The 19,693-nt window shown below is 57.9% G+C and carries 16 protein-coding genes; 6 read left to right on the top strand and 10 right to left on the bottom strand.

The features are described 5' to 3' along the window. Nucleotides 1–7 precede the first annotated feature (7 nt). Both mfd and OU694_RS06855 read left to right on the top strand, forming a co-directional pair. Nucleotides 8–3,535: a transcription-repair coupling factor gene (gene mfd / locus OU694_RS06850; RefSeq protein ID WP_308910231.1), complete on the top strand. Its 3,528-nt coding sequence runs from the start codon at nucleotides 8–10 to the stop codon at nucleotides 3,533–3,535. Between the two features lie 99 nt (nucleotides 3,536–3,634). After that, entirely contained in the window at nucleotides 3,635–4,012 is a 378-nt protein-coding gene (locus tag OU694_RS06855) for a hypothetical protein (RefSeq protein WP_308910232.1), read from the top strand. Between the two features lie 18 nt (nucleotides 4,013–4,030). Here OU694_RS06855 and OU694_RS06860 read toward each other — a convergent pair whose 3' ends face one another. Then, nucleotides 4,031–4,672 carry a DsbA family oxidoreductase gene (locus tag OU694_RS06860; protein WP_308910233.1) on the bottom strand — a complete coding sequence of 214 codons (642 nt, stop codon included), beginning with the start codon at nucleotides 4,670–4,672 and terminating at the stop codon, nucleotides 4,031–4,033. Between the two features lie 88 nt (nucleotides 4,673–4,760). Between OU694_RS06860 and OU694_RS06865 the strand changes: the two genes are divergently transcribed. The 3 genes from OU694_RS06865 (at nucleotide 4,761) to OU694_RS06875 (ending at nucleotide 7,460) form a co-directional block, all read left to right on the top strand. Further along, nucleotides 4,761–5,090, top strand: coding sequence for a hypothetical protein (locus OU694_RS06865; RefSeq protein WP_289502746.1), 330 nt, complete (start codon nucleotides 4,761–4,763; stop codon nucleotides 5,088–5,090). Between the two features lie 79 nt (nucleotides 5,091–5,169). Then, entirely contained in the window at nucleotides 5,170–5,928 is a 759-nt protein-coding gene (locus OU694_RS06870) for an NAD kinase (RefSeq protein WP_308910234.1), read from the top strand. 32 nt (nucleotides 5,929–5,960) lie between these two features. Continuing rightward, a complete protein-coding gene (locus OU694_RS06875; protein WP_308910235.1) occupies nucleotides 5,961–7,460 on the top strand; it encodes a S10 family peptidase in 1,500 nt (499 codons plus the stop codon). Between the two features lie 47 nt (nucleotides 7,461–7,507). On the opposite strand, the gene OU694_RS06880 is transcribed toward OU694_RS06875, so the two are convergent. From OU694_RS06880 to flgK, 8 genes are all read right to left on the bottom strand, one after another. Further along, on the bottom strand, nucleotides 7,508–8,131 hold the full coding sequence (locus tag OU694_RS06880) for a hypothetical protein (protein ID WP_308910236.1): 624 nt from the start codon (nucleotides 8,129–8,131) through the stop codon (nucleotides 7,508–7,510). Between the two features lie 179 nt (nucleotides 8,132–8,310). Further along, the gene (locus OU694_RS16385) at nucleotides 8,311–8,415 is read right to left on the bottom strand and encodes an ATP-binding protein (protein WP_373460217.1); all 105 of its coding nucleotides are present in this window, start codon (nucleotides 8,413–8,415) and stop codon (nucleotides 8,311–8,313) included. 46 nt (nucleotides 8,416–8,461) lie between these two features. Further along, entirely contained in the window at nucleotides 8,462–10,489 is a 2,028-nt protein-coding gene (locus tag OU694_RS06885; RefSeq protein WP_308910237.1) for an acyltransferase family protein, read from the bottom strand. Nucleotides 10,490–10,656: 167 nt separating this feature from the next. Further along, nucleotides 10,657–12,369: a sensor histidine kinase gene (locus OU694_RS06890; protein ID WP_308910238.1), complete on the bottom strand. Its 1,713-nt coding sequence runs from the start codon at nucleotides 12,367–12,369 to the stop codon at nucleotides 10,657–10,659. A gap of 59 nt (nucleotides 12,370–12,428) precedes the next feature. Then, the gene (locus tag OU694_RS06895; protein ID WP_308910239.1) at nucleotides 12,429–13,547 is read right to left on the bottom strand and encodes a DUF2336 domain-containing protein; all 1,119 of its coding nucleotides are present in this window, start codon (nucleotides 13,545–13,547) and stop codon (nucleotides 12,429–12,431) included. 239 nt (nucleotides 13,548–13,786) lie between these two features. Next, nucleotides 13,787–14,287, bottom strand: coding sequence for a flavin reductase family protein (locus OU694_RS06900; RefSeq protein ID WP_308910240.1), 501 nt, complete (start codon nucleotides 14,285–14,287; stop codon nucleotides 13,787–13,789). A gap of 70 nt (nucleotides 14,288–14,357) precedes the next feature. Beyond that, on the bottom strand, nucleotides 14,358–15,281 hold the full coding sequence (locus tag OU694_RS06905) for a flagellin (RefSeq protein ID WP_308910241.1): 924 nt from the start codon (nucleotides 15,279–15,281) through the stop codon (nucleotides 14,358–14,360). Between the two features lie 13 nt (nucleotides 15,282–15,294). Then, nucleotides 15,295–17,409 (bottom strand): flagellar hook-associated protein FlgK, encoded by a 2,115-nt coding sequence (gene flgK / locus OU694_RS06910; protein WP_308910242.1) that lies wholly within the window; start codon nucleotides 17,407–17,409, stop codon nucleotides 15,295–15,297. 312 nt (nucleotides 17,410–17,721) lie between these two features. Here flgK and OU694_RS06915 point away from each other — a divergent pair, with 312 nt between their 5' ends. Next, nucleotides 17,722–18,375 carry an XRE family transcriptional regulator gene (locus OU694_RS06915; RefSeq protein WP_308910243.1) on the top strand — a complete coding sequence of 218 codons (654 nt, stop codon included), beginning with the start codon at nucleotides 17,722–17,724 and terminating at the stop codon, nucleotides 18,373–18,375. 4 nt (nucleotides 18,376–18,379) lie between these two features. On the opposite strand, the gene OU694_RS06920 is transcribed toward OU694_RS06915, so the two are convergent. Next, the gene (locus OU694_RS06920) at nucleotides 18,380–19,651 is read right to left on the bottom strand and encodes a serine hydrolase domain-containing protein (protein ID WP_308910244.1); all 1,272 of its coding nucleotides are present in this window, start codon (nucleotides 19,649–19,651) and stop codon (nucleotides 18,380–18,382) included. Nucleotides 19,652–19,693 lie beyond the last annotated feature (42 nt).

Raw genomic sequence — 19,693 nt, forward strand, 5'->3', positions numbered from 1 at the left:
CACCTCCATGACGAACCCCGCCGCCGATGCCCTGCCCTTTTCCCACGCGCTCGACGCCCTGACGAGCGGCGACCCTGTCACGCGCATGTCCGGCGTTGTGCCGGGCTTCGATGGCATGATGCTCGGGGCACTGGCCTCGCGCGTGTACGGCAAGGATAAACGGGCGCTTGTGCATGTGGCGCGGGATGATGCGCGGCTTGCCGCCCTTGAAGCCACCGTCCGCTTCTTCTCGCCCGAAACCGAGGTCATCACCTTCCCGGCGTGGGACTGTCTGCCTTATGACCGCGTGAGCCCGGCGGGCGAGATCGTCGCGCACCGGATGGCGACGCTCGCCGAACTGGCCGCGCGCAAGCCCAAAGGACCGCTCCTTCTCCTCACCACCATCAACGCCGCCCTGCAGCGCGTGGTGCCGAAATCGGCGGTCGCGACATCCAGCCTGATAGCCGCCCCCGGCGACACGCTTTCAATGGACGATGTGATCGCCTTCCTTGTCGGCGCCGGTTATCGCCGCGCGGGGCAAGTGATGGAAGCCGGAGAGTTTGCCGTGCGTGGCGGCCTTGTCGATATTTTCCCCTCGGGCGAGGCCGAGCCAGTGCGGCTCGATTTCTTCGGGGACGAACTGGATGCCATTCGTCGCTTCGATCCCTTCACGCAGCTGACGACCCAGAAGGCCGACAAGCTGCATCTGATTTCAGCCAGCGAGATTGCCTTCACGCCCGAGGCCATCAGTCGCTTCCAGCGCACCTACACGTCCACCTTCGGCCCTGCCAAGGGTGAAGACCCGCTTTACGAAGCTGTGCTTGATGGCCGCCGCTATCAGGGCGCCGAGCACTGGCTGCCCTTCTTCCATGACCGGCTGGAGACCATCTTCGATTATCTCGACGACCCCGTCGTCACGCTGGATCACCAGACCGACGAAGCCGCCGCCGAGCGTTTCACGGCCGTAGCCGACTATTACACGGCCCGCAAGGAAGCGTGGGAAACCGCCAAGGCGACAAGAGACACCCGCATCCCGCCCTACAAGCCCGTGCCGGCAGAAAGCCTGTTTCTGGATGCTGATGGCTGGGGTGACCTCACCGATGCGCTTGGTGCCCTGCACCTGACCCCCTTCAAGGCGCCACAGGTGCCGGGCCTTGTGGCGTTCGAGGCAGCACAGGGCCGCGATTTCGCGCCCGAACGCGCGGCCCGCGAAGGCAATATCTATGACGCGCTGAAAACCCACGTCGATGCCTTGCGCGACGCTGGCAAACGCGTGGTGTTCGCAAGCTACTCGGAAGGCGCGGCTGAACGTCTGAAAGGGGTGCTTGAAGATCACGGCGTCAAGCCTGTGGGCGTTGCCGAAGGCTGGGCCGATATCCGTCACGCCAACCCGCGGCTGGTGGCCATCACCGTGCTGCCACTCGAGAGCGGGTTTGAAACCGCTGACCTCGCAATCATCAGCGAGCAGGATGTGCTGGGCGACCGGCTGGTGCGCAAGGTGCGCCGCTCGAAGAAAGCCGACAATTTCCTGACAGAAGCGGCCGCGCTCAGCCCCGGCGATCTCGTGGTGCACGCCAGCCACGGCATCGGGCGCTTCGAAGGGCTGGAGACCGTCGAGGTGACGGGCGCTGCGCATGACTGCGTGCTCCTCACCTATCATGGCGGCGACAAGCTTTATGTGCCGGTCGAGAATATCGAGGTCCTGTCGCGTTACGGCAGCGACGAGACCGGCGCCCAGCTCGACAAGCTTGGCGGCGTGGCATGGCAGGCCCGCAAGGCGAAGATGAAGGAACGCATCCGCGAGATGGCGGGTGAACTGATCAAGCTCGCCGCCGCCCGCGCACTCAAGGAAGGCCATGCCATCGCCGCCACAGACGGCGCCTATGAGGAATTCTGCGCCCGCTTCCCCTATGCCGAAACCGACGACCAGCTGCGTGCGATCGCCGATGTGGCGGCCGACCTCGCCTCCGGCCGACCGATGGACCGGCTCATTTGTGGTGACGTGGGCTTCGGCAAAACGGAAGTGGCGCTCAGGGCGGCTTTCCTTGCCGTCATGGCCGGCTATCAGGTAGCCGTGATCGCCCCCACCACCCTTCTTGCCCGCCAGCATTTCCAAACCTTCACCGAGCGTTTCAAGGGCCTGCCCGTGCGCATCGCGCAGCTTTCCCGGCTGGTATCCGCCAAGGAAGCAAACGCCACCAAGGACGAGATGAAGGACGGCAAGCTCGATATCGTCATCGGCACCCATGCCCTTCTCGGCAAGGGGATCGGCTTCCGTGACCTCGGCCTGATGATTGTGGACGAGGAACAGCACTTCGGCGTGGCCCACAAGGAACGCCTGAAAGCCCTGAAGGCCAATGTCCATGTGCTGACGCTGACAGCCACCCCTATCCCGCGTACCCTGCAGATGGCGATGAGCGGCATCCGTGATCTTTCGATCATCGCGACCCCGCCCGTTGACCGCCTGGCAGTGCGCACCTTCGTGCTGCCGTTCGACCCTGTGGTGATCCGCGAGGCCTTGCTGCGCGAGCATTACAGGGGCGGCCAGAGCTTCTTCGTGGTGCCGCGCATCGCCGATATCGCCGAAGCTGCCGACTTCCTGAAGGAACAGGTGCCCGAAGTGCGTTTCACCATCGGCCACGGCCAGATGGCAGCGTCGGAACTCGAGGACGTCATGACTGCCTTCTATGAAGGCAAATATGAAGTGCTGCTTTCGACCACCATCGTTGAATCCGGTATCGATATCCCGACCGCCAACACGATGATCCTTTACCGCGCTGACCGCTTTGGCCTGGCGCAGATGTATCAGCTCCGTGGCCGCGTGGGGCGTGCGAAGGTGCGGGCTTACGCCTACCTCACCACCCCGCCCGGCCAGATGATCAGCGACAATGCCGACAAGCGCCTGCAAGTATTGCAAACGCTGGATACGCTCGGTGCCGGCTTCACGCTCGCCAGCCACGATATGGATATCCGGGGCGCAGGGAACCTGCTGGGCGAGGAACAGTCCGGCCATATCCGCGAAGTGGGTGTGGAGCTTTACCAGAAGATGCTCGAGGAAGCCGTGGCCGAAGCCCGCGCCGGCGGGTTCGAGGAAGCCGAGACCGACTGGTCCCCCACCATCAATGTGGGGGCCACCGTGATGATCCCGGAAAGCTATGTACCGGACCTCAACCAGCGCATGGCGCTTTACCGCCGTCTTGCCGACCTCGACACGCGCGAGGAAATCGACGGGTTCGCCGCCGAACTGATCGACCGCTTCGGTCCGCTGCCACCACCGGTGAAGCAGTTGACCGCCATCATGATCATCAAGGGCCACGCCAAACGCGCCGGGATCGACAAGCTGGAAGCCGGCCCCAAGGGTGTCATCATCGGCTTCCGGAACGACAAGTTCGAAAATCCCGCGGGCCTTGTAGAGTTTATCTCGGGCAGCGGTATTCGGGCAAAACTCAGGCCGGATCATAAGCTTATTTACTTCGCGGCCGAAGCAAAGATCGGCGCGCGACTGAAGATGGTGCATGCCCTTGTAAAAGAGCTGGAAGCCCGCGCGCGGCGTTAACCTTAATTCACTTTTCTATTACATCGGATTGATATATGTTCCGCGTCCTCAACAAGGCCGGCAGCAAGCTGGCCGCTATGCGACAGTGAGGATATATCAATGCTAGCAGCACGCTTTTTCAAACTTGGGGCCTTATATGGCCTGATCGGTATCGCCCTTGGCGTTTACATGGGGGCAAGCCACGACCATAGCCAGATGCCGACCCATGCCCACCTGAACCTTCTCGGGTTCGTTTCGATGATGCTTTTCGGCGCCTATTACCGCCTGCATCCCGCTGCCAACCACACGATGCTGGCACGGATGCATTTCTGGCTGTCGAACATCGGGCTGTGGATGATGATTGTTGGCCTGTTCGTCATGTTCAGCGGCAATATGGAAGCCGAGCCGCTCACGGCCGTGGGCTCCATCATCGTGCTCATCTCGATGGCAATGTTTGTGGCCGTAACGCTGCGGACCAAAACGCCAACGGCTTACTAAGCCAGCACACTCAAACTTTCAGGCGCCCGCTGCGGCGGTCGCCTGCGCATGGTCGATCACTTTCACAAGCTCGCCATGGTCCTGCGCGCCGGATACGGCAAAGCGACCATCGAAAATGAAGAAGGGCACGCCCTGCACGCCCATCCGGTGCGCCTCAGCCACTTCCGCCTGAACGGCGTCCTTGTCCGCGTCACTCGCCAGCAGATCGGTCACCAGCGTGTGGTCCATCCCTGCCCGTTCTGCGATATCGGCGAGCAACTCGCGGTCCCCCAGAAACGCACCTTCCTCGAAATAGGCACGCATCAGCCCCTCGACGACAAGGTCCTGCTTGCCGGGCGCCAGCGCCCAGCGGATCAGGCGGTGGGCGTCCAGCGTGTTGGCGATCCTTGCCGGACGCTCGAAATCGAAGGCGATGCCCAGCGCCTCACCCCGCGCGATCAGATGCTTCCGCGCCTGTTGGAACTGCGGGCTGTCGCCAAATTTCTGCGCGTAATAGGTGGCCCGGTCCACGCCTTCGGCTGGCGTTTCGGCGCTCAACTGATAAGGCCGCCAGCGCACACCGGTGACCGCCGCCGGCCGCGCAGCGACCGCGAGGTCCAGTTCCCGTTTGCCGACGAAGCACCAGGGGCAGACCACATCGATCACCGTATCGATCAGCATCGCTTACTTCCTTCAAATTGCGCACACGCATTAAACAGAGCTTTACCCTTTCACCTTATGGTCAGCTAATCAAGGAGGAGAAGCCACCGTGATCGACGCCCTAAACATTGCCGCAAATGGCCTCATCCAGTCCGAAAAACGGGCGACGGATGTGGCGCGCAAGATCATTGACGACACAACGGCGGCGGCCAATTTCTCCCTCGATGACCTGCCCGAAGGCGCCAACACGGCTGCCGTGGCTACCGCCACCGGCGGCAGCGGCAAGCTTTCAGGCGGCCCCGGTTTCGGCGACCTGATCCAGCATATGGTAGACCTGAAGACGGAAAAGCATGTCTTTGCCGCCAACGCGAAGGTCTTCAGCTCGATCGACGAAACGCTCGATGAAGGCCTCGGTCGCCTTCTGGACGACAAGGGCTGACGAAGCCCCATCGTTCGATTCCTTCTGGAACTCCTCACCCGAACGCCTATACTCTCGCCCCGAGGGAGTATTGCTCAGTATGAAAATAGCCATCATTTCCAGCGAGTTCGGCGAAGCTGCGAAAGCAGCCGCCCGTCTGCGCAGCCACTATCCTGTGGTGGGCACCCGCGAGGCCGAGGTGATCGTCGCCCTTGGCGGCGATGGCTTCATGCTGCAAACCCTGCATGCCTATATGAACCAGAATGTGCCCATCTTCGGGATGAACAAGGGTACCGTCGGCTTCCTGATGAACGAATATGAAGAGGAAGGCCTGATCGAGCGGATCAAGGCGGCCACCAACTTCACGATCCATCCCTTGCGGATGCGCGCCACCACCTGCGACGGCGAAACGATCGAATATATGGCGGTGAACGAGGTATCCCTCCTGCGCGAAACCCGGCAGGCCGCCAAGATCCGCGTTTCCATCGACGGCACCGAACGTATCCCCGAACTGGTGGGTGACGGCATCCTCGTGGCCACGCCCGCCGGCAGCACGGCTTATAATCTTTCCGCCAATGGCCCGATCATTCCGCTCGGCGCTGATCTCATGGCGCTCACCCCCCTTGCCGCCTTCCGCCCGCGTCGCTGGCGCGGGGCATTGCTGCCGCACAATGTGTCGGTCGAGCTTGTGGTAATGGACCCGAGCAAACGGCCGGTTTCCGCGGTCGCCGATATGCATGAGGTGCGCGATGTGCGCAAGGTGGTGGTCGAGGAAGCCCGCGATATCCGGATTAATCTTTTGTTCGATAGCGAACATAACCTCGCCGAACGTATCTTCGGCGAGCAGTTTGTACACTGAGCCAACAACATAAACCAAATTGGGGGGCTAACATGAGACCCATGAAATACCTGACCGGGCTGCTGATGGCAGCGCTGGTCATGAGCGGGCCGGCTTTTGCCGACGACAAGAAAGAAGAGGCTGCAAAGCCCGTCGGTGAACCCAAGGTCTTCGAGACGACCCACAAGGGCACCTTCGGCGGCACCGCCGTCAGCTACAAGGCTGTCGCGGGAGAGACCTACCTCAAGGATGAAAACGGCGAGCCGACCGCTGCCATTTTCTCCACGAGCTATATCCGCACCGATGTGAAAGATACTGTTTCCCGCCCTGTCTTCTTCGTCTTCAACGGCGGCCCAGGCTCGGCGAGCGTGTGGCTGCATATGGGTCTTTACGGCCCCAAGCGCATCATCGTGCCGTCGGACGCCAAGGATGATGGCGCCGCGCCCTTCAAGCTTGTCGACAACCCGGATTCGATCCTCGATCAGGTCGACATGGTCTTCATCGACCCCGTCGGCACCGGCTGGTCGCGTGCCATCGGCAAGGGCAAAAGCGAGGACTTCTGGGGCGTGAAGGAAGACGCCAAGTCGGTCGCGGAATTCATCCGCATCTGGCTGCAGAAGAACAATCGCTGGAACAGCCCCAAATATCTGTCGGGCGAAAGCTATGGCACCACGCGTGCCGCCGCTCTCCTGAATGAACTTCAGGGCAGCTATACCGATATCGCCATCAACGGCGTGGCGCTGATTTCCTCGATCCTCGATTTCTCGTGGGACAGCTATGACCCCGGCCAGACACGCGCCTATATCGGCTATCTGCCGACGATGGCCGCCACCGCCTGGTATCACGGCCTTGTCAGCCACGAAGGCCGCACGCTTGAAGGCTATATCGAGGAAGTCCGCCAATTCGCGCTTGGCGACTATGCGACCGCCCTTCTCCTTGGCAACCGCCTGCCGAAGGCGAAGTTCAACGAGATTGCCGAGAAGGTGGCAGGCTACACAGGCCTGAAACTTCAGTATGTGAAAAATGCGAACCTGCGCGTTCACTATTACAAGTATCTGAAGGAACTGCGCCGCGATGAAGGCCTCACCGTTGGCCGCCTTGATGGCCGCTATCTCGGCCGCGACTATGAAGGCACGGGCGAGCATTTCGACAATGACCCGTCCTTCTATGGCATCGATTCCGCCTACAACGCCGGCACGATGCATTATTTCCAGAATGACCTGAAGGTCGATATCGAGCGCAAGTTCACCGTGATCGGCGGCGTGCGCAACTGGAAGGGCCTCGAATATGGCGGTTATGACGGCGGTTTCGTGAATGTCGCCCAGCATGTGGGCCAGGCCCAGCGCGAGAACAGCGGCATCAAGATCCTGGTAGCGAACGGCTATTACGACTTCGCAACCCCCTTCTTTGCGACCGAGAATACCTTCAACGACAATGGTATCGACACCGCGAAGGTCACTTTCACCTATTATGAATCCGGCCACATGATGTATGCCCACGAGCCGAGCTTCCAGCAGCTCGTGAAAGATGTGCGGGATTTCATCAGGAAGTAAAAAACATATGAGGCTCACCTGCTGCCTGATGGGTGAGCCTCTCTCCTCTAGAACCTCTGTGACAGAAGATTTGCATCTACCTGTTCAAAATCTGGCAATTCATTCTTGAATACTGCCTCGTACAACAGGTCTATGAACAATTTCCCCTTACCAAAAATGAAATTTATATCTTCCGATACTTGGCTCTTAACTTCTGGGTCGGAAAAATCCATCCCCTCCACCCGCCTGAAGCCATTGCCAAGATCCATAGCGATCAAACCAACCTTAGAAGAAAAACTCAAAAGTGTTCCCATTTCATCATTCTCATAGAATTTAATCTCTTCGTCACACACGGAGCCATCCTCGTATGCCCTCCTTCTAGATTCCTCCTCTTCATTATAGTTATTGAGTAATCTTACAAATATCTTTCTGTGATCGTGCAGTATTTTAAATTGAAAATTTTTTCTATTCATCTCAATTGATTTATTGACTTGATACCCAACCGCAACAACAGCCGCGAAGCCAGTCAGCATTGTCGCTAAACCCTCAAAGACAGCCTCAGCCTCAAGGCCTACTCCCTTGGTAAGTACGAGCAAGGGAAATGCGCCTAATGTTGTACCAGCCAATCCACCCAAGAAGACCAAAGATGTATCCCTATAGCCTTGAATAAGCCTATCAAGTTTGCCCCACATCTGATCTTTCTCCAGTCGCAAATTATTGCAGCCCAACCATCACCAGCTAAAAGCGAATATAGAAAGTGCGCAACCCTAAGGATACAGCAAGCCAAATAAAGAGGGGGCCTCGAAGGCTTGTCGCCTGAGGCCCCGCTCCTCCCGTCCCGATCTTGTGATCGGTGATTATCCCTGCAGTCTCAGATGAAATTGTCGTCCGCGGCGGCGCCGTCCGAAAGGGGCAGGCGCACAGTGAAGCGGCTGCCCTCGCCCACACTGCTTTCCAGCGTCAGGTCGCCGTCCAACCGCCGCGCCAATTCGCGCGAGATATGCAGGCCAAGATTTGCTCTGCTAATTGCCGGTCGGTGGAATGGCGATCAATTTCTCAGCCAAAGTCCGAGCTGCATCCAATGACGGATGATTACTGTCAAAATACATCGGGACGCCATTTCTTATCGCCCAACATGTTTGCCTGTCGCAGAATGAAGATGTCGGATCAAACAAAACAACATTACTAGGCCACACCGTCTCGCGGAACTTCTTGAGCACAAATTCATTTCTTTCTTTATAGTAGGAATAGGAACTACCAAGAAGGCCATATGAATGCATATAACTGAAGTAAAATTTCCTATCTTTTGATTCGATTAAATCACTATTTACTTCTTTATAAATAAGATTTCTGATGTCTGAACGAATCTCTGGAATTGGCAGCATTACAAAAACTCTTCTCTTTTTTTGCGCCAGAAGGGAAATCGTCCGCGCGAAATCCTGCCACAAAGCCTCACGCGGACTTATCCCGCCAGGAACGATTATGTCAGGTTGCTCATCTGGCAGAGAAAGAGGACGCCCCTTCAAACTACCAAAGAAATATAGCCCGTAACGGTATCCTACAACAACGTTCTGCAAATCAAAATTACCCATAATGTCTTCTATGGCTCTGTTATTCCACCTCACGCAATCATGGTCACTGCGACTGTCGTAATTGAGAGACGGATAACACTGACTAAACGAATATTGCTTAACCCCCTCCCCCTTTTCTCTCAATTGTTCGGCCAAAGCATATGAAAGCTCAACCACATGGCTATCCCCCCATACTGCCCAAGTAGCCTTCTCATCAAAATAAGAGCAAACTTTCTCTGGAGACCAGGTTCTAAGCGATGAAAAATGACAGGTTTCTCTATAGGGACTGATCTCTATTTTTCCTGCCAATGCGTTCGTTTCGGTCAGATAACGCTGCGGCAAGCCGTTAGTCAGTCTTACAAACCCAGCTACAGCAATGATAGCCGATACCGCAAAAGTGCTAATCAAAAACACCTGCTTCTGACGTAGTTCAATGTGGGCGCTCGCGTTTGATTTCGCCCCCTTTCGTAATTTACGAAACGGCGTCTCTACGTATTTCCAAGTTAGGTGAGAAAGAAAGAACACCAACAATAGGAGGACAACATAATCAAACTCCGAAACAGCAACGCTCGACGAGAGTCTATAGAAGGCAAAAATTGGCTGGTGCCAAAGGTAGGCGCTGTAACTAATCAATCCAACCCATACCATGGGCCGAATGCCCAACACGCGAGAAGCGATAGAACCTTCCGCGCCGAACAGTATGACTAGCGTAGCTCCCCCGACTGGCAATAGCGTCAATAAAGATGGATTCGGAGTATGCTCATCAAAAAAAATGACCGCTGCAGCAATTGCACATAGGCCCAGAAACGCGATCCAGTCATTTGGCTTAGGCAACCCAACACGTGTCACATAGACAGCTGCCAAGGCTCCCGCCAGTAGCTCCCACGCCCTTGTTATAGGCATATAGAATGTAGCTGCAGGATGACTTCTAACGAGCCATTCTGCCAAGCCAAGACTAACAAAAAAACCAATCACGAGACATGGCACGAACAACCTTGGTCGATACTTAACCAAAAAATACACAAGAATAGGGAAAACAATATAAAATTGCTCCTCGACACCTAAGCTCCACGTATGAAGCATTGGCCTTTCACCTGAGTCAAATCCGAAATAGTCCCCTTTTTCGTAGAAGAAAACATTAGCAATAAACAGCATTACAAAAATAATACTATTTACAAATTCCAACATTCTATCGGGTTCTAACAAAAAAAATGCAATAATTAAGCTAAAAAACAAAACAAAACAAAGAGATGGTAATATTCTTCGTGCCCTAGCTTCATAAAAATTCAGAACAGAATAACTGCCATTCAAAACATCTCTATACAGAATGGACGTGATCAAAAATCCGCTTATCACAAAAAAAACATCAACCCCCACAAATCCTCCATGAAAATAGGGAAACTTGGCGTGGTTAAATAAAACTGCGAGAACTGAAATCGCTCTTAGTCCGTCAATTTCTCTACGATATGCAATTGCCATACTTTTTCTCTCAGTTAGAAATCAGCTACACGAGCTGACAACCATTAATTTGGATAATCTCAAAAAACGAAGACCAATCAAGAACAAAGAGGGGGCCTCGAAGGCTTGTCGCCTGAGGCCCCGCTCCTCCCGTCCCGATCTTGTGATCGGTGATTATCCCTGCAGTCTCAGATGAAATTGTCGTCCGCGGCGGCGCCGTCCGAAAGGGGCAGGCGCACAGTGAAGCGGCTGCCCTCGCCCACACTGCTTTCCAGCGTCAGGTCGCCGTCCATCCGCCGCGCCAATTCGCGCGAGATATGCAGGCCAAGGCCGGTGCCTTCCTGTTTGCGCGAATAGACGTCGTCCGTCACCTGATGGAATTTCTCGAAAACCTTCGGCTGGTTTTCCTCCGAAATACCGATGCCAGTATCCCAGATCGTCAGCTCCACGATATTTTCGTCGCGGTTTTCAGCAATTTCGCAGCCGATGGTGCCGCCCTCGGGTGTGAACTTCACGGCGTTCGAGAGAAGATTGACGATGATCTGAGTGGTGCGCCGGTCATCCGCCTTGATGACAACATCGGTGGTGGTGGCCAGAAGCCCTTCCACATCGATCTGCTTCTTGCGGGCGGCTTCCACATTCATCTGCACGGCCTTCATCAGCACGCGCTCAAGCGGCAGTTCATCGATCAGCAGCGACAGGCCACCGCTTTCAATGACCGCCACATCCAGAATGTCGTTTATGAGGCCAAGCAGATGCTGGCCTGATTTGCGAATATCCGCCGCATAGGCGAGATAGGCATCTTCAAGCTCGCCAAAGGCCTTGCGCTCGAAGCTTTCGGCAAAGCCGATGATGGCATTGAGGGGCGTGCGCAGTTCATGGCTCATGGCCGCCAGGAATTCGTTCTTGGCGCGCAGTGCAGTGGTCGCCTGCGCAGTTGCGTCATCAAGCGCGATATTCTTGCGGGTCAATTCGGTCAGAAGCTTTTCAAGCCGTTCCTGGTTCTGCCGCGCGTCGTTCGCCTGCTTGTAGCGCTCGGTCACATCCATGCCGACGCCGCGATAGCCACGGAATTCGCCGCTCGCGCGCTCGAACACCGGCACAGCGGACAAGTGGAATTTCAGTTCGTGCCCGTCATGGGTTTCCACCACGAAAAGCTGGTCCCGGAAGGGCTTGCGCATCTTGATGGCGCGCGGGCCATCGGAATGGCCTTCAAGATTGGCCTCAAAGCGGCCGAACTGATGGAACTCGGCGCCCACAAACAGCTGGGCCGGCTGGCCGACAAGCGCCGTGAAGCGATCGGAAAGCGTGGTGATCTTGAGGTCCGCCCCGCATTCGAAGAACCAGTCAGAGCTCGCGCGGGCGAAATCCTGGAAGCGCGCCTGCGTTTTCGAGGCTTCCTCAATACCGCGCACCTGCACGGTCACATCCTCGTAGGTGCCGGCAATGGCGATAATCTCGCCCTTTTCGTTGCGCACCGGCATGTGGCGACCAAGATAGACCCGCTCCTTGCCGCCGATCACGGCAACTTCTTCGGCGCGCACCGTGGCGCGGGAGGCCAGGATATCGCCGATGATGGGGGCAAGCATCGCACTGCCACGCTTGCCGCGCGTATCGGCACCGCCGGGCGCCAGAGCGGCATCGCCCAGCATATGGTCGAGCTGGCGATAATGGCTGTTCATATGGATGACGGTGCCATCAAGCGCCGCCACATAAAGGGGCAGGCTGTCGTCCACGACGATACGGTCAATGAGGCCCAGCGCCTGTTCGTTCGCCGGCAGGCCGGCGCGGGCGGCACGGGTGATGGAAGCGCCAAAGGCCGCATCCGCTGCGTCCCCGCGGCGGCCGGTCAGATCAACGACATTCGCTGCCGCTTCAATCGTCCCTTTATCGACCTTCATAAGCGTTCACTACCCTGTTCAGCGGCACTCTTTTGCCGGTGCCTGCCACTTTACCCGGTTCAACCGACCCGGTCCAATTCCTCGATCGCTGCCTGATAAGCGCTGTCGCGCTGCCAGACCTGCAAGGCCCCCTTCGCATTCTCTTCCGTGATGGCATCGAAAAGCGCCAGGATTTCTTTCAGGAAACCCGGCGACTTCACGGTCGCGCCTTCGCGCGCCTGCACCACCAGAAGGAAGATGCTGGTAAACTGGCTGCGGTCCACACCCACGGCTTTTGCAAGGATCGCGAAGCTTTCACCGCCGCGGTCTGAAAAGATGCGCCAGGCGGTGCGGAAATCCACATTGCCAAGCTCGCCCATGCCCGCCACAAAAACGGCGATCCGCTGCTGGCGGAGCGAATTGATCAGGAACTGGATCGAAAGCTCGCCGTTTTCCGCCATGCGGCGCACCAGTTTCTGGGCACGTACATAGGCGCTTTCATTCTGCTGGTGGTCGACAATCGTCGTGCTGACGGCGCGTTTCACAGCCTGCTCGAGCACCACCGGGTCGATGTCAAACTCGGTAAGGATACGCTTGCGGAGAGCTGCCGATACCCACCAATACATGCGATAGGCAAGGTCACCCGGCAGGTCGGCACGCAACAGGAGCGGCTCCTGGAACCGGTCGACCCGGCGGCTTTCCGCCACCAGATACTCCATCGCACGCTTCGAGATATTGGCATCGTGATTGTTGAGAAGCGTCTCGATCACGTCCTCAGAGCCATATTCGACAAGCGCGTTCGACACGGCCTCCGAAAGCTCGTCGCGCATCGCAATGGACATGCGGTGCTCATCGGTGCGCATGCGGATGATTTCAATCAGGTCCGGGTCCTGCAGCAGATGGCTGCGTTCCAGAAGCGGGCGGGCGATCTCGACCTCGTCATTGGCCAGCAACCGCGCAATATCGGGGAAATCGACCCCTGCACGCACCATCGTCTCGGCCAGTTCCTTGCGGATATCGGCTTCCACCTGCCCGATGAGCTTGCCAAGAATGTCAGACATCAGCGCGCGTTCATGTTCACTGAGACGGCCCTGATCGGAGAGGAAAAGATCGGTAATATTCTCGACAAGACGCGCCCGGGCATCGACGGACTTGCTCCGCGCCAGCAACAGAAGCTGCTTCAACTGCTCACCAGACACCCATCTTCTCCCGTCGAGAAATTCTTCTCAGCCCGCATGAAAATTTCGAGCATGCGTTTCCCAACTCAGAACCCTTGGCCCTTAGAATATAGATTCCAGACCAAGAATCAACAATTTAGAAGAAATCGTTAACTATTTGGCCCTAGGCTACCGCCTTTTCCACCATATATCGACTCGCACTGAGTCTCCGATTCTATATCTTGTGATTCGGTTTGCGGCGGATTTTGGCGAAAAATGCATCAAAGCGGCGTCAGGGTCGACCAGGTGCCGTCGATATAGGCGAGCGGGTCTTCAAACTGTTCCCCTTCGGCTTCGATACCCTGCACCTGCCCGATCACGATGCCATGGCTGCCAACATCAAGGATATTGTCAACGGTGCAATCGAACGTGGCGAGCGCGCCCTTGAGCGCCGGCGCACCCGTTACAAGCGATGCCCACAGGCCCTGCTCGAACCGGTCGCACTCGGGTTCGCCGCTCATGCCAGCGAAACGCTTGGCAAGCTCGAGATGCGAGGCACCAAGCACATTGATGCACAGCGTGCGGCCACGCGAGATGATGTCATAGGTACCGCCCTGCCGGTTGATACAGGCGAGAAGCCGCGGCGGCTCGGCCGAGAGCGAGGTAACGGCGGTGGCGGTGAGCCCGGCCCAGCGTCCCTTGCCGTCAGCAGCGGTGACGATGGTGACAGCCCCGCCCAGCCGGCGCATACCCTTGCGGAAAAGATTTTCGGTGACGCGCACAAACATTCCCCGGTCGCTTCAGAAACGTCCCGACTGTAGCCAGCGCGCCCCGGAAAGCAAGGCCGATCGGTCAGATATAGCGCAGAAGCGAGAGGTCCGAGAGGATCGACACGGCCTGATAGGAGGCTTCAAGCGCCACCTGGTTGTTATTGAGCCGCGTCACGGCCTCGGCCATATCCACGTCTTCAAGGTCTGCCACGAAGACCTCAAGGAACACTGCCGTATCGGAATGCTGCTCGTTAATCAGGTCGAGGCGTTCATAAACAAGGCCGTTCTTCACCTGGTTTTGGCGCAGGCCATCGATGGCCGAGGTGATGTTCGACAGCATGCCCTGCAGGTAATCCCACTGCGTCTGGTCCAGTTCGCCATTCAGCGGGCCACCCGCACCCTGATCGTAATTATAGAGATCCAGAAGCACCTGGAAGCTCTCTTCCGCCACATCGTCCGCCACCAGTCCGAAATCGAGATCGACATTATCGGCAATCTTGGCCTTGAAGCCGATATCCGAATTGTCGAAGGCGTCAGCCACGGTCGGCAGCGCGGCGAGGTCGGAAAGCGTGTTCACATTCACCGGCACGGTGCTGGTTTTGGCGCCCGAGAAAAGATAGGTGCCGTCGAAATTCGTATTGAGGCCATTGACCATGAATTTGAAGGTCTGGTCCAGAAGCTCCGAAAAGCCCTCCGCCTGATTGTTGGCAAGTGCCACCTGGATATTGTCCTTCAGCGCTTCCATCGATGACAGCATACCCTCGATCTGCACATCGTTGGCGTCGAGCTTGCCGCGCACGGTCTTGATCGTCGTCTGGAAGGTATCGACCCGCGCCATGAAGGACCGCGAACTGAGCACCGTGTTGGTCGCGCTCTTGAGGCCCGCATATTCGTCGGTCTTTTTGCCGGTTGCCACCTGGCGCTGACCTTCGAACACCCTTTTCTGGTTTTCCATCAGGGTGTTGACCATCAGCGACTGCTGGCCGAAACTGGATACGCGCGTCATGCCATTGCCTCCGTTACACCGAATTCAGGAGCGTGTCGTAAAGCTCCTGAACGCTTGAAAGAACCCGCGCTGCTGCATTGTAGGCATTCTGATAGACGATGAGGTTTGAAAGCTCCTCGTCCATGTTCACGCCCGTCACATCCGAAAGGCGCACGCCAAGCTCGGTCTGCAGCGCCATATTGTCTTCCATCATATTGTTCGCCCGGTTGGCCATCAGGCCGGTATTTCCGAGGAAGCGGGCAGTATATTGGGTCAGCGTCACGGCAGTTGCGTTCAACTCGCCAGCGTCGTCAAAGCTGACAAGCTTGGCCTCAAGCTCCTGAAAAGCGAGCGCCCCGCTCTGGTCACCGTTAGTAAGCCCCACCTGCCCTACCGCTGCAGTGAGGTCAAACTGGCTGAGGGCCAGGAGGTTCTGGTTATTCTGCAGCCGGTCCACCACCTTCACATCGCGGGCAGCGTTCGCCTGATAGCCATCGCCGATACCGAAGGCTTCGGTGAAGCTGATGCCGGTGGTGCCGATTTCGCTATTGTCGGTCAGCACTTCAAGCTCGAGCCCCGTGCGCGGCGGGTTGACCGTCCAGTCTAGGCCGCCATCCGAATTGAGCGAGAAGTTGAAATAGGCACCAAGGCCGGCGACGTTATTCAGCTCGGCCACCATATCGCCGTAGGTCGTGCCGGTTGAATTCACGGTCACCGTAGTCAGCACGCGCCCCTGCGCGTCCCGCACCCGGAAAGTCATGGTGTCGCCAGCACCCAGATTGTGCAACGTGGTCGGGGCCACACCGGTTTCATAGATGCCGGGCTGCGATGCCTCGACAATATCGTTCATGCCGAAATAATGGCTGAAGCCGCGACCCCCGCGGTCGCTGGGCGCTGCCGGGTCATCCGCGATCGCAACACCATGGGTCGGGTCGGTGGCCGTCAGGCTCATTACGCCGTTATTGAGGGCAAGCGTACCGGCGCCACCGAGGCCCGCGTTCACCTGTGCGATGAGGGCGGCATAATCAGCCGGTGGAGCACCATCGAAATCGACGGTCGTTTTGGCGACCACATTGCCGGCCGCATCCACCACTGCAAAGTTCACGATGCCTGTAAAGCCGGGCTCGTTGTTAGCCGAAACGGGCTTTGCCTTGCCCACGAGGCTATTGGGCGCCGGAATGGCGCTGAACTGGTTGTGGACCGCGTTGAATTCGTCCGCCGCGTGGGCGGCCAATTCGCCAAGGCTCAGCGACAGGTCACGCAGCTGGCCGTCGCGCATATCCAGAAGGCCCCGCAGCTCGCCAGAACGGACAACCGCCGACAGATCAAACGCCGACGAGGTCGGATTCAACTGCTCATCCACCCGGTAAAGCTCGACTGCGCCGAATTTGGTGTCGGCATTCACGATGCCGGCAGCAGAATAGGAAAGCTGGCTGAGCGAGGTATCGACAAGCGGCAGCCCACTCGAGGTGAAGACGCTGATCCCCCCATCGCCGCGCGGCCGCACCACGATATCCATCAGTTGCGAAAGTTCACTCAGCGCCTGGTCCATCTGGCCAGAAATACCGCCGGTTTCGCCGCCTACCACATTCTGGCGGATCAGGATGGGGTTCAGGTTATCGATCACACGCAGCAGTTCGTTCGCCTGATCCACCACATCCTCGATCTTCGCGCTCACATCGGCGCGCAGGTCCTGAATCTGGTATTGCAGGGCGCTGATCTGGCCAAGATAAGTGTCGATCTCGGTGATAAAATCCTGCCGGCGCAGCGAATCCGCCGGGTTGATCGAAAGATCGGCAACCGAGGCAAAGATGTCATCAAGTTGGGCGGTGAGTGATGCCTCGGAATCAGGCTTGCCGAGCAGCCCCTGCAGGCGCGAATGGAATTCCGACTGGATGCTGTATTTCGCGGTATCCGAGTTTGACGTCCGCAGCGCCGAGGAGAGGAATTCATCAACCACGCGGGTGATCCCCGAAATCGAGGTCCCGACCGATTGGCCCTGCAGCACCAGCGGCGACTGCTCCACGCGCACCCGGGAATAGTTGGGTGTGTTGACGTTCGCGATATTGTTGGACGTTACCCGAAGCGCCGACTGGTTGGTGAAAAGCCCCGTCAGCGAGGTATTCAGGATGGCGTTAAGCGTCGACATGACAGCCCTTCCTTTCAGCGGCAGCATCTGCCGGGCAGCAAGCGGCAAAATTCGCCCTGCGCGCCGCACGGGCACTCATGGAGATACTGAAAAACTCTTTCATCCGCATAGGCTTGACCAACTCTTGCTTTGCGTCTCGGCAGTTTCCACCCGGCGCGGGCGGCCTGCCTGTCCGCCTTTAAAGCAGCAAACATCGTGCCAAGCAGCCCGCGCCCGGCGAGCCTTGCATTGCATGAATGCGGAGCCCTATTCCCATGGTTGTTTTTAACAACAAAAGTTGTTAGATTTCTGTCGCGTTTGAAGGAGCAGGAAATGACATTGATCGGTCAGGCCGTATCCCGCCTCAGGAAAGAAAAAGGCTTTTCGCAGCAACAGCTTGGTTCGATGGTGGGGATGAGCCAGCAGGCCATCGACCGGCTCGAATCAGGGCGCACCGGGCACCCCCGCAAAATTGTGCAGCTCGCTCGCGTCCTGGGTGTCAGCCCCGACGGGCTGGAACGGGGCGAAATCCTGCCGGCGACGCAGGCCGCCGCCGGGCCTTCCGAACAGTCGGTCATCCCCTTGCCCGCCCCTGCCTTTTCGCTGGGGCGCGACCTGCCGGTGCTTGGCCGGGCGCAAGGCGGCGCCGAGGGTAATCTGGTGATGGAAGAAGGCGCGATCGACTGGACCTTCCGCCCCGCTGACCTCGCTGGCGTACGCGATGCCTTTGCCGTTTATGTCACGGGCACCAGCATGGTACCCAAATACCAGGACGGTGATCTTGTCTATGTCCATCCGTCGCGCCCGCCCCGGCGGGATCGTTTCGTGCTTGTTGAAACGTCCGACCACCGCGGCCTGATCAAACAATTCATCAAATGGGACGAGGATATCCTCGTGCTGCGGCAACTGAACCCTGAGGACACGGTCCGCCTGCCGCGGGCTCGTGTCCTCAGGGTCATGCTGATCATCGGCAGCATGGATGGCTGAAAGCCTAGTCAGCCAGCGCCTTGTGGACAGCCCGCTCAAACGCCGCGCGGCGGTCCCAAAGCTCGGTGGTGCCGGCAACCGGCCATGACGACTGGGTAACGATCACGATGCCGCCTTCCATATCGATCTGGAAAGCCTGGCCGTGGATGCCCCAAGCGCCGAGCTGGTTGATTTCAGGGTCGAGATACCACTGGCTGACATAGGAACGCTCATCGCCGCCCGGCCGCTGCGACTTGAACTTTGTCGGGTCGCCGCCTTGCTTGATCTTCTTCACCACGTCCGCCGACACGATCTGCTGGCCGTTGAACTTGCCGTCGTTCGCGATCATCTGGGCGAACCGGGCGCCGTCGCGCGCCGTGATGCTCATGCCCCCCGCCGCGAAGGTAATGCCATGCGGATCGACAATCACGCTCGCGTCGCGGTCGGCCCCGAGCTTGCTGTAGATGCGCTGCTCGAAAAGCTCACCCCATGACTGGCCCGACGCACGCGACATGACCCAGGCCAGCACCTCGGTGGTGGCACTGATATAGCGCCATGCCTCGCCGTGATTACCCTGCTTCTTGATCGTCGGCAGATAGTCATACATGGAAGGATAAACCTTCACGCCTTCGGGCGCCGGGGCAAGGCCCGCCGAATAGGCAAACTGGCTGATGCTCGAATAGGGATCACCGTAGGTTTCGGTGAAATCGAGGGCGACCAGCATGTCCAGCACCTGCCGCACCGTGGCGTCGCCGTAGCCGCTTTCTTTCAGCTCCGGCACATAGTCGGTGACAAGTTTGGTATCGTCGAGCTTGCCTTCGGCGATCAGCATTTCGGCAAGCGTCCCGCCAACTGATTTAGTCACCGAATACATGATGTGCCGCGTCTCGGCTGTCTGGCCGTTAGCATAATGCTCGGCCACCAGCTTGCCGTCCTTCAGCACAACAATGGCATCCACATAATTGTCGCGGATATAGGCTTCGAGATCGAAACTGCCGCCCTCACCCATCGCCGCCTGGTAGCGGGCCACGACCTTCTTTGATGCTGTTGGCAACGGCACAGTGGGCCCGCTGCCGCGATAGATCGGCCGACTTGGCAACAGGCTTTCCACATGCTGGAAAGCCCAGCGGTTATAGGGCGGCAGGACCCAGTTGGAGAAAGTCACCTGCGCTTCCGCGGGCGGCGGAAAGCCCTGCATCAGCGCCGGCGCCTTGGCGGCATCCTCCGCCATCGTTGATGCAGCCAGAACCAGCGACAGGGCCAAAGCCCCGCCATACCAACGGGATCGTGCGATCATGAATTTCCTCCCCTCAAGTCTCTCCCGCCAGCATCATTAACC

Source organism: Pseudokordiimonas caeni, assembly GCF_026719705.1.
Classification (GTDB): domain Bacteria; phylum Pseudomonadota; class Alphaproteobacteria; order Sphingomonadales; family Kordiimonadaceae; genus Gimibacter; species Gimibacter caeni.

Coding starts and splice junctions, on each gene's coding strand:
- OU694_RS06915 (WP_308910243.1), top strand. CDS start 17,722: ATGACATTGATCGGTCAGGCCGTATCCCGCCTCAGGAAAGAAAAAGGC.
- flgK (WP_308910242.1), bottom strand. CDS start 17,409: ATGTCGACGCTTAACGCCATCCTGAATACCTCGCTGACGGGGCTTTTC.
- mfd (WP_308910231.1), top strand. CDS start 8: ATGACGAACCCCGCCGCCGATGCCCTGCCCTTTTCCCACGCGCTCGAC.
- OU694_RS06920 (WP_308910244.1), bottom strand. CDS start 19,651: ATGATCGCACGATCCCGTTGGTATGGCGGGGCTTTGGCCCTGTCGCTG.
- OU694_RS06880 (WP_308910236.1), bottom strand. CDS start 8,131: ATGTGGGGCAAACTTGATAGGCTTATTCAAGGCTATAGGGATACATCT.
- OU694_RS06875 (WP_308910235.1), top strand. CDS start 5,961: ATGAGACCCATGAAATACCTGACCGGGCTGCTGATGGCAGCGCTGGTC.
- OU694_RS06870 (WP_308910234.1), top strand. CDS start 5,170: ATGAAAATAGCCATCATTTCCAGCGAGTTCGGCGAAGCTGCGAAAGCA.
- OU694_RS06885 (WP_308910237.1), bottom strand. CDS start 10,489: ATGGCAATTGCATATCGTAGAGAAATTGACGGACTAAGAGCGATTTCA.
- OU694_RS06855 (WP_308910232.1), top strand. CDS start 3,635: ATGCTAGCAGCACGCTTTTTCAAACTTGGGGCCTTATATGGCCTGATC.
- OU694_RS06905 (WP_308910241.1), bottom strand. CDS start 15,281: ATGACGCGCGTATCCAGTTTCGGCCAGCAGTCGCTGATGGTCAACACC.
- OU694_RS06890 (WP_308910238.1), bottom strand. CDS start 12,369: ATGAAGGTCGATAAAGGGACGATTGAAGCGGCAGCGAATGTCGTTGAT.
- OU694_RS06860 (WP_308910233.1), bottom strand. CDS start 4,672: ATGCTGATCGATACGGTGATCGATGTGGTCTGCCCCTGGTGCTTCGTC.